General features: G+C 38.0%; 11 protein-coding genes and 1 pseudogene. 11 read left to right on the top strand and 1 reads right to left on the bottom strand.

All coding sequences use genetic code 11. The annotated features are described in order from the left end of the window. Positions 1 to 25: 25 nt before the first annotated feature. From AC0VX1_RS13250 to AC0VX1_RS13240, 3 genes are all read left to right on the top strand, one after another. Positions 26 to 229: a hypothetical protein gene (locus AC0VX1_RS13250; protein ID WP_413009943.1), complete on the top strand. Its 204-nt coding sequence runs from the start codon at positions 26 to 28 to the stop codon at positions 227 to 229. Next, the gene (locus AC0VX1_RS13245) at positions 195 to 1,925 is read left to right on the top strand and encodes a phospho-sugar mutase (RefSeq protein ID WP_475467448.1); all 1,731 of its coding nucleotides are present in this window, start codon (positions 195 to 197) and stop codon (positions 1,923 to 1,925) included. The genes AC0VX1_RS13250 and AC0VX1_RS13245 overlap by 35 nt, the downstream gene beginning before the upstream one ends. Before the next feature lie 947 nt (positions 1,926 to 2,872). Beyond that, the gene (locus AC0VX1_RS13240; RefSeq protein ID WP_413022624.1) at positions 2,873 to 3,259 is read left to right on the top strand and encodes a DUF192 domain-containing protein; all 387 of its coding nucleotides are present in this window, start codon (positions 2,873 to 2,875) and stop codon (positions 3,257 to 3,259) included. 751 nt (positions 3,260 to 4,010) lie between these two features. Here the strand turns inward: AC0VX1_RS13240 and AC0VX1_RS13235 are convergent. After that, complete coding sequence (locus AC0VX1_RS13235; protein ID WP_098185960.1) at positions 4,011 to 5,201, bottom strand: MFS transporter; 1,191 nt, start codon at positions 5,199 to 5,201, stop codon at positions 4,011 to 4,013. 298 nt (positions 5,202 to 5,499) lie between these two features. Between AC0VX1_RS13235 and AC0VX1_RS13230 the strand changes: the two genes are divergently transcribed. The 8 genes and pseudogenes from AC0VX1_RS13230 to AC0VX1_RS13195 all read left to right on the top strand — a co-directional run bounded on the left by AC0VX1_RS13230 (position 5,500) and on the right by AC0VX1_RS13195 (position 12,568). Continuing rightward, positions 5,500 to 5,715 carry a hypothetical protein gene (locus AC0VX1_RS13230; protein ID WP_098936455.1) on the top strand — a complete coding sequence of 72 codons (216 nt, stop codon included), beginning with the start codon at positions 5,500 to 5,502 and terminating at the stop codon, positions 5,713 to 5,715. A 425-nt stretch (positions 5,716 to 6,140) separates the two neighbouring features. After that, positions 6,141 to 6,539, top strand: coding sequence for a hypothetical protein (locus AC0VX1_RS13225; protein WP_413022622.1), 399 nt, complete (start codon positions 6,141 to 6,143; stop codon positions 6,537 to 6,539). Positions 6,540 to 6,609: 70 nt separating this feature from the next. Beyond that, positions 6,610 to 7,070, top strand: a pseudogene (locus AC0VX1_RS13220) (flavodoxin). Positions 7,071 to 7,106: 36 nt separating this feature from the next. Further along, positions 7,107 to 7,880, top strand: coding sequence for a hypothetical protein (locus AC0VX1_RS13215; RefSeq protein WP_475471669.1), 774 nt, complete (start codon positions 7,107 to 7,109; stop codon positions 7,878 to 7,880). Between the two features lie 554 nt (positions 7,881 to 8,434). Next, positions 8,435 to 9,610, top strand: coding sequence for an acyl-CoA dehydrogenase family protein (locus tag AC0VX1_RS13210; RefSeq protein ID WP_475471667.1), 1,176 nt, complete (start codon positions 8,435 to 8,437; stop codon positions 9,608 to 9,610). 208 nt (positions 9,611 to 9,818) lie between these two features. Next, a complete protein-coding gene (locus tag AC0VX1_RS13205; RefSeq protein WP_475471665.1) occupies positions 9,819 to 10,973 on the top strand; it encodes a betaine/proline/choline family ABC transporter ATP-binding protein in 1,155 nt (384 codons plus the stop codon). Positions 10,974 to 10,985: 12 nt separating this feature from the next. After that, positions 10,986 to 11,639: an ABC transporter permease gene (locus AC0VX1_RS13200; RefSeq protein WP_475471663.1), complete on the top strand. Its 654-nt coding sequence runs from the start codon at positions 10,986 to 10,988 to the stop codon at positions 11,637 to 11,639. A gap of 11 nt (positions 11,640 to 11,650) precedes the next feature. Then, complete coding sequence (locus AC0VX1_RS13195) at positions 11,651 to 12,568, top strand: osmoprotectant ABC transporter substrate-binding protein (protein ID WP_413022617.1); 918 nt, start codon at positions 11,651 to 11,653, stop codon at positions 12,566 to 12,568. Positions 12,569 to 12,584: the final 16 nt, after the last annotated feature.

Genomic DNA, 12,584 nt, shown 5'->3' with positions numbered 1-12,584 from the left:
ACCAACAACTTTGGAGGTAGCGCATTTGGCGATGCTACCACGTCCGTTACGGGATGAAGAACGAGAAAAGGGAGCTAATGCTCTAGGAACGATGGTTAGACTTCATATTCAATTGATCGCTTGCAATGTGTACTACGATCAAAAAGAAATGCCAAAGAAAGCAAAAACATACAGGCAGGAGGAGCTGTATTTTCATGGACTGGAAGTCTTTATATACTATTTGGACTAGTTATCCCAATTTAAATAATGAAATGCGTTTAATGCTTGAAGAAATGAAGGATGATGAAATATCACTTGAAGACGCCTTTTATAAAAATTTGGAATTCGGGACAGGTGGTATGAGAGGGGAAATGGGTCCAGGTACGAATAGGATGAACATTTATACTGTTCGTAAAGCGACTTTAGGACTTGCTGAATATATTCAATCGTTTGGGAATGAGGCAAAATCCAGAGGAGTCGTAATTGCTTACGATTCAAGACATAAATCTCCCGAATTTGCATTGGAAGCAGCCAAGACTTTGGCCACAAAGGGAATTAAAGCTTATGTATTTGATGAATTACGCCCTACCCCACAGCTCTCTTTTTCTGTACGTAAGCTGAGTGCATTTGCAGGGATCGTCATTACAGCAAGCCATAATCCGCCTGAATATAATGGGTATAAAGTGTATGGTCCAGATGGGGCACAACTACTTCCTGAGGCGGCGGATCAAGTCATTAAATACGTGAACGCGATTGAAAGTGAGCTTTCCATTGTAGTGGAGGAAGAAGAAGCCCTAAAGGACAGAGGGCTCATTCAAATCATTGGCGAGGAGCTGGATACTGCTTATAACGAGCATTTGCTCACTGTTCCGGAAGATTCAAAGTTAGCAGATGAAATCGATGTAAAGCTCGTGTTTACACCACTTCATGGTACAGCCAATAAATCAGTAAAACGTGCTTTGCATGATTTAGGATATCGAAATGTCCATATTGTTAAGGAACAGGAATTGCCTGATGCTCATTTTCCTACTGTTAAAGTGCCTAATCCAGAGGAACATGATGCTTTTGAATTGGCCATTGCGCTGGGGAACCGTGTTAATGCTGATTTATTGATTGCCACCGATCCGGATGCGGATAGGCTTGGAATTAGCGTGAAGAACAATGCTGGAAATTATGTCGTATTAACAGGCAACCAAACTGGCGCTCTCTTTTTGGATTATTTAATTTCACAAAAACAAAAGAAAGGGACCCTTCCTCAAAATGGAGTCGTATTAAAGACCATCGTGACTTCAGAAATAGGACGGGCGATTTCTGAGCAAAATGGTTTAAAAACTGTAGATGTTTTAACTGGATTTAAATACATTACAGAAAAAATCAATGAATACCAGACAAGTGGAGAACATTCTTTCCTGTTTGGCTATGAAGAAAGCTATGGATATTTGATCAAAGATTTTGCTCGTGATAAGGATGCCATACAGGCTACTATTCTGGCAGTGGAAGTCTGTGCCTATTACAAAAAGCAAGGTAAAACGATGTACGAAGGTTTACTGGATGTATTCGATAAATATGGATACTATATGGAAGATTTACGGTCGTTGACTTTAAAAGGAATTGAAGGTACGAAGCAAATTCAAGCGATTCTCAATGAATTCCGGAGTAATCCACCAAATCAAATCTCTGGTCATCAAGTCGTGATTCAAGAGGATTATCTCAGCAGTAAAAAATACATGTATGGGACAAATAGGGAAGAGGACATCAAACTCCCAAAGTCGAACGTATTAAAATACTTTCTTGAAGATGGGACATGGGTATGTTTACGCCCTTCCGGAACAGAACCTAAAATAAAATTTTATTTCGGTGTTCAAGGAAGCTCGATGAAGGAAGCTCAGGGAAAATTATCCGCCGTTACGACAGGCTTTATGAAAAGTATCAATAAAATGCTTTAAAGAAGTACCCTCATTCAGAGGATTTTCATAAAAACCTAGAGTCAGCATTCAAGAAATGCTGGCCTTTTTTTGTCCATTAATGGATAGCACCCATCCTTTCGGTATCATAAAGACCCTTCTTAAAAATCAAGAATTCCGGGGGGCGAATTAAGTTTTTGTGGCTGAATAGGGTTTATCCAAACATGTTCAGGGGATCGGGGGCTTATGCGGATATGTATGACCATTAGACACTAACTGAAATATTGAGCATATAATATACTATTCCAATTCACCAAATCCCCCTATGATAGTAGCCTTGCTGATACCGTATGACGTTACGTAGTACAGTTGTACAGGCCCTAGGATGGGTCTTATGAAAGGTGCTAAATAGGGAGGGTTTTTTTAGGATTCTCATCGGCACCCATGTTGAGGCCATAAAGTCTTAAAAAGTAAGACAAGTACATTCATTGAAAATCATACATAATCGTACATTCAAACAAAAAACTGCCTATATTAACTATGGCATAGTAATGTTATAAAGATATCTTTATATAGCCTGGAACCCGATCTGGTTCCCTACGGTGTCTCCATCACTTTCCGGTGGACTTGGTGAAATCATAAAGGAACTGGAGTAACCGTCACTCAGTCCTTTGAGTTGCTATACGGACAGCAGGTTTTGATATTCATTACTGAACATAAGAAGCAGGGAAAACAACTAAAAGTTGTGATTATATACTGTTGCTGTGATTTTTAAAAACAGGGTATTAAATTTAAAAGTCATGGAATAAAGTATTAGAAGTCAAATGGACCCTGCTTAGTTATTTTTTCCTATATTCGCTTCATGATCAACTTTCTTCCCTTTTATTCTTTAGAAGCAGGGAAAGAAAGTTGCTGTCTTAAAAGAAGTTCATGAGATTGACATTTTCTTTTTTTGAAATAAGGTCTATTCCCTGCGAAGGTGAGTGAACATGAAAAATAGAATTAAAACAAAAGTGATAAAAATAATCAGTGGAAACAAGGTAACTGGATTAACTGTTCAAGTTGCAGATACTCAAAGAAAAAGAGAAAAGGGCTTGATGTTTGTCGGAAAATTACCCGAAAATGAGGGGATGTTATTTGTGTTTTCAGAAGAAATATATGGTGGATTTTGGATGAAGAACACATTTATCCCTTTATCCATCGCTTTTCTTGATTCATATGGGGTAATAATAAAAATACTTGATATGGAACCTTGTATAGAGGATTATTGCCCTACCTATGATCCAGGAATGTTTTATTATTATGCAATTGAAGTGAATCTTGGATGGTTTGAAAAGAATCAAATCAAAGAAGGGGACTATGTAAAGTTTAATTGATTCCTATCCCCACCTCTAGTTCTTGGAGGTGAATTTGTATTTATATTGATTATGCTAGGTAGATTGTGAAGAGTTTTACTTAAACGAACATGGTGTTTTCCCTTCATTACCGAAAGCTCAGCAGCTCCTTTTCTTATGCAACTAGAGAGGCAGGTTTCTTGAAGGGTCAACTTATATATTAACTTTTCTCCGTTCCTAACAAAGGCTACACCCAGGCCTTGCAGTAGTGGAACCGCACCATAAGTCATGAGGTTTTTAAATTATGCCAAGCCATATTCCTCAGTTATGAATTCAAAAGAAGTTTGACAGTATGATTAATAAATTTTGAGTAATGGAGAAATTTCACCCAAAGATCTATTCTGTATTAAACAAATCTTCTATATGATGAACTACAATTTTAATATTTCACTATAAAGAAATAGATGAATTCAAAAAAGCCTAAAAAAAATGAAACCGAACTCAAATGACCGGTTTTCTTTTTAATTATGGCTCTTTTCGTAAAGATTGTTGTTTTTAAAACGAAACTATTTAAGGTTGATTGGAGCGGAAGTGCGAGACTCCTGCGGGAGCAGCGGGACAGGTGAGACCCCACAGGCGTTTACGCCGAGGAGGCTCACCGCCCGCCCCGAGGAAAGCGAGTATCTGGAGGGGAAGCAACCACAACTCACTACCTGGTAAATAGCAACAAAGTATGTGAAAAAAGCCTTGATAATTGATGTTTATAAACTATTCGCCTCAATTCTTTAACATCTTATGCTGCCTGCTTTTGTTTCTGGTCTAAGCGATGACTCAGGAAAGTTAAAAGACTTGCCAAGATAGCAATCAGCCCGCCTACCCATGTGACACTCATCAAATTTCCCTGATGGTAAACAATTCCGCCTAATGCGGAACCAAAGGCGATACCGACATTGCTTGCCACAGGCATCAGTGAAGCGGCCAATCCTGTAGCTTTAGGTTGATAAATACCTGCTAGGTCTATTAAATATAGCTGGGTAGATGTTGTTAAAAGGATGGCCATTAATGACATCAAACTAATGTTAACCAAGCCAAAGATAAAATTATCTGTCGTCCAATATAAACTGATCAGGACAACTGCTTGCACGAGAAAAACAAACCGGAGGCGTCCGATGGCATTGTAGCTGGCAATTTTACCAGCGAGTATGTTGCTGAAAATGGAAATGAATCCGTAGCCAAACAAGATCCAACTGATGGAACCACTTGGTGCTTCCATTCCTTTCAGGATCGGAACAAGATACGTATAAACGGCATACGTCGCTCCAAATCCAAGTGATGGAATGAAAAAAGCCATTAAGATTCGCGGGTGTGTCAACAAAGAAAATTGATCACGCATTGAACTGCGGAATGGACTGTGCATAGTAGGCAAAATGAAGAAAGATGCCAAAAATGCAATAGCTCCGAGTAAAGTCGTTAACAGGAAGGTTGCATTCCAGTCGTACCTTTCGGCGATGACAGTGCCAATTGGTACTCCGATCACGTTTGCAAGTGTAAAACCACCGAAAACGAATGAAATAGCAAGTCCACGTTTTGCGATTGGCATGTTTTCACTGGCAACGATCATGGCAAGAGAAATTAAAACTCCTGTTACAATCGCAGTCATCATCCGAAGTGCAAGGAGCATGACGTAGGTCGTCGAAATCACGCACAAAGCATTCAGGATGATGAACAAACCTATCAAAAACAACATCCATTTCCGTTTTGGAAAATGGCTGGTTGCCGACATCACGAGCGGTGTGGCAATGGCAAACGTAATGGCAAACGCAGAAACGAGTGTGCCTGCTTTTGCATTGGTAATATGGAGACTCGAGGAAATATCGGTTAAGATCCCGACGATAACAAATTCGCTTGTCCCGAGAACAAATGTTAATAAAGTAAGTGTTAAGATGAGCAGCCAATGCCGCTTGGTTAATTCTGTGGTGTGCATAAATACCTCTTTCCTTGATGAATGTAAAGTTGTCACAGGGTGGAAAAACAATCTAACTATCATACCATAAAACATTTTTATGAGGAAAACTCTTGCATAGTTACCATAGATTATTTCCTGCTAAAAAAGCTTGTACCTGAATCATTCACTCATTTTACCGTAACCTGTTATGATATTAAAACAAAAAAAGAATTCGAAACGGATTAATAAGGAAAAGCATAAGGGTAACAAGATAATAAAAATGTAATACTCTATATCAGGGAGAAGACATAAATCAAACAAGAAGGATGTGATCCTGATGGTTGATGAAATAAAACGGGAACAATGGAAAAAGAAAGTTATCGAAAATCTGAAGAGGGAAGCTGTCAAAAATATCATAGCAATATCGGGAGACCTAGCAAGATTAGATGCTAAAGTCAATAATACTTACACTGTATACATCAAGGATGGAAGGATGATAAAGAAGCAAACAAATGGGAAGTGTGTTGTCATTAATGGGAAAATACAAGGATAAAAAGTAGTGTAGGAATAAAGAATGCACTTTTTAGAATGCGAAGGAATATAGCGGCAGGACAGCTTCCTGCTTTTAAACCGGGTAAGGGATAAAGACGATAAAATAGTTGTATAGCGTAAAAAAAATACTCTGGGATGAGTTATTCTCCAGAGTATTTTTTTGTACTTGGCAGCGGTAGTTAGGCTTCTATTTTTCCGAGGCAACAAAACAAAAATATGAAAACTTAGCTAAAATATATTGACAATGATAATCATTATCACATAAAATACTAATTGAAAATGATTATCAATTTCAATTAAGTCTCTGCATGTTTATAAAATGAATTTCGAATAGGCGGTACCTCTGTCAAAAACGAACGGACTGACCAAGTGCCAAGGTAAAAGAAGAATTCAAAAAAACTGAATGTGAGTGAAGGAGGAGCACCTATGGATAAAAATTTTATAATTTTAGAACTATTTCAGCATGAAGTAAGCTGCTGCTGCCCGGGTCAAAGGCACCAACATATAATTGAGTTTCTTCAAGGAGATGTTTGGACAATTACAAATGAACGGAAGTACATTGATTGCCTAGGATGGCATTCCTTAATAGTTGTCAACAACGAGTTTCAGTTTTTTATGCACGTGGAAGATATCGAGGAACTGTATTCCAAGGGCAGCATTTGCTCCATTTTGGATTTGAACCTTAAAATTAACCATTTGAGTTTTAAACTAAACGAAGCACTCGATGCACATGATAGGGAGTCATTTCTTTCATTTTCCGATGAACTGAGCAACGTACAAAAAATTAAGAATAAAATGAACTCTGATGATGTACATGCTTTTTAAGAAAACAAATTTCATGTACATATAACATAAAAACAATAAATCGTTCGAGATGTTGGAAGGGGAACTTATCATGTCTAAAATCATTATAATTTTTGCCAGTATGAGTGGAATACAGAAGAAATGGCGAATACCATTGCAGAAGGAATCACAGAAATCAGTGATGTGAGTATCGAAAAGATGGATATTATGGATGGTCCTGTAGCTTCCATGCTTGAAGATTACGATGGGATCATATTAGGAGCATATACGTGGGGAGACGGGGAGTTACCCGATGATTTTTTAGACTTTTATGAGGATATGAATCATATTGATCTAACTGGAAAGAAGGCTGCGGCGTTTGGTTCCTGCGATTCAGCTTACCCACAATATGGTGCAGCCGTAGATATTTTGACAGGGAAATTAAGGGAACAAGGTGCTGCTATCGTCCTGGAAGGTTTAAAAGTAGAATTAACCCCAGATGATGAGGATATTAAGAACTGCCAAAATTTCGGGAGGGAATTTATTAAGAATAGTTTTGTCACTTCAATATAGAATTTGAAATTTTATGAGGAGAGAGAGGAGAAGGGAATGATCGGTAGGGAACATCGGATTTCCATTGCTACTTTAACTGATTATCATTTACAGGATTTTATCATATGTCCTTATCAATTTTACTATTTTCATATAGAAGGAAAAATCACCACACAATCGGATTGGAGGAAGATGGTTCAAGTTGTGGTTAATCAAGTTGTAAGTCGATATTATAAACTTCCTCCAAAAAGTCAGACGACTAAGAAGGTTTTGGAGTTCATAGATGATCATTGGAGTGCCATTGAAGTACGTCAGTTCGAGTCGAAGATTCATTATTATAAGGCTCTTGCTAATATTACAGATCATTTACTCCAATGTTTAACTACTGAAGGAATTGAAAATCCACCTTTGTTTTTATATGAAAAATTTAACATGAATATGGATGAGTTGGGTACCGAACTTTCCTTAACTTTTGAAGTGGCAGAATGGTCAGGCAACTCATTCATCATAAAGAAGTATTTAGTTGATACAGATGAAGAAATGAATCTTTTATTTAATAATATGATTTCGGTATTTTGTGAAAAGGCATTTGGTCAATTACCGGAAAGAATAGATATATACTCGCTTATAGAAGGTAAAAAAGAAACATTTATACCAACCAAGAAAGATGTTTCTGGTGGATTGGAATACCTGAACATGATCAAGAATCTTTTACAAGAACCCAAAAAGTATTTGAAGACGGATTCCTTAGCAGTTTGCAAAAGCTGTTCTTACCAAAAAAGATGTTATGAAGGAATTAATATAAACCAAGAAAGATTTAACAGTCAATAATCGTGTTTGAAAAACCTGGAATTATTGTCTATATTATTAGGAATTACAGTTTATTAAAGAGAAAAGAAACGTTCCTGGATGTTGCCTAATTAACTGAATCAGAGAAATATCCTTCCAAAAAGGTTTTGGAGGGTTATTGGGCATGGCCCAAAATAGTAGATCTAAGGGAAATGAATCTTTTAGAGAAGGATATTGACATGCTATTAGCTGGTATATTTCACTAACGAAGGCTGTTAAAAAACCATTGTATTAAGCAAAAAAAGAATGAGATTTGAGCGTAAAAAGAAGAATTGTCTATTTATTACATTTTGTATTCCAAGAATAACCTCGACAGAATATAAGTTAAAAACCAAATTCAAGCAGTTAAGTCATAATCAAATCATTTAAAATGGAAAAAAATAGATTTTTAAAAGGGAATTCCATACTTTTGTTGAACATGAATATTGAGGAACATTTTAATTGTTTGAAATTGTAACCGTTTACATCGAGGCGTTTAACATATTTTATTTGTTTATGGTAGTAATTATCAGTAAAAAAAGAATGGAGGTTAGCCAATGGTTAGCACGATGGCAATCAATAAGGATGATTCCCGTTCCTTTCTAACGGAAGAACACCTATTATTTAAACAATCAATTCGTGAATTTCTCGCCAAGGAGGCTGTCCCCTTTTATGATCAATGGGAAAAAGAGGGGGAAATACCTTACTCATTTTGGGAAAAGGTAGGCAATAATGGATTTTTATGTCCATGGATTGAAGTGGAATTCGGTGGAATAGGAGCAAATTTTGGATATTCTGTTGTGCTGGCAGAGGAATTGGAGAGGGTGGGTTCAGCCTTGGGGGGAATATCCATTCATTCTGATGTTGTAGCCCCTTATATTGCTTCATTCGGGACAATAGATCAAAAACAAAGATATTTACCAAAGTTCATTACAGGGGAAATGATTTCTGCCTTTGCATGGACAGAGCCGGAAATGGGATCGGAATTAGCTGATATTCAAACCACAGCCATCAAGAAAGATGGCTATTATCTTCTCAATGGAGCCAAAAAGTTCGTTACAAATGGCTTTAAAGCTGACTTCATGATAGTAGCATGCAAAACAGATCTAAATGCTGTTCCTCCCAAGGACGGAATCAGTCTACTGCTTATTGATAAAGATACACCTGGTCTATCACGGGGTAGAAAGCTTAGTAAACCAGAACAGGGAAGCCTAGGTACAGCCGAACTATTTTTCGATGATGCTCCAGTTCCAGTTGGCAACCTCCTTGGGGAGGAAGGGAAGGGCCTTTCATATATCATGCAAAAATTGCAGCAGGAAAGACTAATCTGTGCGATCAGTTCTATAATGGCTGCAAAAGACATGCTTCACTTGACGATGAATTTTATAAAAAGTCAAAAAGCAATTGATAATAAAAGAAGTGCATTTAAAAATGCACAGTTTACCATCGCTGAAATAGCGACAGATATTCAACTGGGAAGAACGTTTATTGATGGGTTGATCTGTAAACATATGACTGGGGAGAATATCATAACTGAAGTATCGATGGCTAAACAATGGATAACGGGGATGTCTAAGCGAATATCTGATAAGTGCATGCAGTTGCATGATCGTTACGGAAGTATGGGTGACGATAAAATTGCCCGGCGTCATCGGGACATTTCTTTGCCAACATTCTTTACAGGGACAGATGAAACCATAAAAACCCTGATTGCTAAAAATATAGGATTTTAATTCATTTTTAATACTATAAATCTATCCAACTGCCTCAATTAAGATGGGGCAGTTTTTTTTACCATTTTTTCAATATAAATACAATGAACTAGTTTTTTATAAAAAAAGGTTTAAGCAGTTTACCTTATGGGTACAAGAGACTGTGCATATGAAAAATTAATATTTTTGTAAAATTTGTAATTGTATGCGAATGATGGAGGTGCTTTTTATGTTAAAAATCGAAAATGTATCGAAAATCTACAAGGGAGGAAAGAAAGCTGTAAAAAATATATCATTGGATATTAAAAAAGGGGAGTTCATTTGCTTCATTGGTCCGAGTGGATGTGGAAAGACAACGACAATGAAAATGATTAACCGTCTTATCGAACCATCTGAAGGCAAGATACTTATTAATGGTGAAAATATCATGGATAAAGACCCAGTCGAGCTTAGAAGACAGATCGGGTACGTTATCCAGCAAATCGGCCTTTTCCCTCACATGACCATTCTTGAAAATATCACCCTCGTTCCAAAACTTCTTAAATGGAATGACCAGAAGAAGAAGGAACGCGCACTGGAATTGCTTCAGCTTGTCGATATGGGACCCGAATACCTGGAAAGGTATCCCTACGAATTGAGCGGCGGGCAGCAACAAAGGATAGGCGTTCTCAGAGCACTTGCTTCCAATCCTCCACTCATTTTAATGGATGAACCTTTTGGCGCACTAGATCCAATCACCCGCGATGCCCTTCAGGAGGAGTTTAAAAATCTGCAGCGCACACTTGATAAAACAATCGTTTTTGTTACGCATGATATGGATGAAGCCATTAAACTAGCCGACAGGATCGTCATCTTAAAGGCTGGTGAAATCGTCCAAGTGGGAACACCGGATGAAATCCTCAGAAACCCAGCCAATGAGTTTGTTGAAGAATTCATCGGCAAAGATCGTTTGCTTCAAACAAGACCCAATGTTGAGTTGGTTGAACAAATCATGAGTCGAAACCCAATTTCCATTACAGAGGAAAAATCCCTTACCGCTGCTATTACGATAATGCGCGAGAAAAGGGTCGATTCTTTACTTGTGGTCGATGAGCAAAATGTTTTGAAAGGGTTTGTAGATGTTGAAACGATCAGTGAATATCGAAAAAAAGCTAAATTTATCAGCGAAGTCATCAATACTGAAGTCTATTCAGTGAAACAGGATACTTTAATCCGTGATTCCGTTCAAAAGATTTTAAAACGAGGTTTCAAATACGTGCCTGTAGTTGACCAAAATAAACATTTGGTCGGAATTGTCACTAGAGCTACATTGGTCGACATCGTATATGACAGCATTTGGGGAGAGGAAGAAAATCAAGTGGCAGAAGTAGTAGAAATGTGTTAGGAGGTGTAAGAGATGGAAACAATGCTCGATTTTTTACAAACGAACTGGCAAGAATTGATCTTTAAAGCATGGGAGCACTTATATATTTCCATAATCGCTGTTTTCCTTGGAATAATAGTCGCTGTACCTCTAGGGATAATGTTGACACGAATGAAAAGGAGCGCATCGATTATAATCGGAATTGCGAATATTATGCAGACATTGCCAAGCTTAGCGGTTCTCGCCTTTTTCATTCCTTTCCTTGGCGTTGGGAAAACACCCGCAATCATTGCGTTATTTTTCTATTCCGTTTTACCCATACTCAGGAATACATACACAGGCATTAAAGGAGTAAATGAAAATCTGCTGGAATCCGGACGGGGCATCGGGATGTCAAGTTGGGAGAGGATTCGTCTGGTGGAATTCCCGCTTGCACTTTCCGTCATTATGGCTGGTATCCGTACGGCTTCCGTCTATTTAATTGGATGGGCCACCTTAGCTTCCTTTATTGGAGGCGGGGGCTTGGGAGATTACATTTTTATCGGTTTGAATTTATACCAAACAGAATATATCATCGCTGGTGCAGTTCCGGTAATCGTCATGGCTATCCTGGTTGATTATGTATTCTCGATCATAGAGCGAAAAGTCGTACCAAAAGGCTTGAAAGGCATGAAGGAAGTTGCTTGAGGAGGATTACCATGAATAAAAAAATAAGAAATACAATTTTAATGGCCCTTATCGTTTGTGCATTAATGATCACCGGCTGTTCTTTGCCTGGTCTAGGGTCATCTTCTGAGACTACTGTAAAGATCGGTGCCCAAAGCATGACCGAATCCGAAATCCTGGCGAACATGATCGCTCAACTCCTTGAAAGGAATACGGAACTTGATACGAAAATCATCAAAAATCTAGGTTCGAATTTCGTTCAGCAAAAAGCGATGGAGACCGGTGATATAGATATAGCCGCAACTAGATATACAGGGACTGATTTAACGAGTGTCTTGGGACAGGAAATCGAAAAGGACCCAGTAAAGGCGATGGAAATTGTTCAAAGGGAATTCAAGGAACAATATGGATTCAAATTTTTTGATTCTTATGGATTCGATAACACATATGCCTTTACGATTTCAAATGAATTGGCTGAGGAAAAAGGGTATCAGAGAATATCGGATTTGGAAAAGGATGCAGATAATTTAAGGTTAGGTGTGGATAGTGCTTGGCTGAAAAGAAAAGGGGATGGTTATAAAGGATTCGTCGATACATATGGATTGGAGTTTGGCGAAACTTATCCGATGCAGATTGGCTTGGTTTACGATGCAGTCAAAAATGGTCAGATGGATATTGTCCTTGCATATTCCTCAGATGGACGGATTAAGGTTAATGATTTGAAGCTCTTAGAAGATGATAAACAATATTTCCCTCCATATGACTGTTCACCGGTCGTTACTGAAGAATTATTGGAACGGCATCCTGAAATTGAAGAGGAACTTAACAAGTTAATTGGCGAGATCACTACTGAAACCATGCAGGAACTGAATTATGAAGTGGATGGGAACTTGAAGGAGCCATCGGTCGTAGCATCGGAATTCCTTAAAGCACATAAATATTTTGAATAATTGGGAGGTGCAAACT

It is taken from the genome of Peribacillus sp. QJM3NY_7 (assembly GCF_056173225.1).
This window is presented reverse-complemented; position numbering and strand designations above follow the sequence as displayed.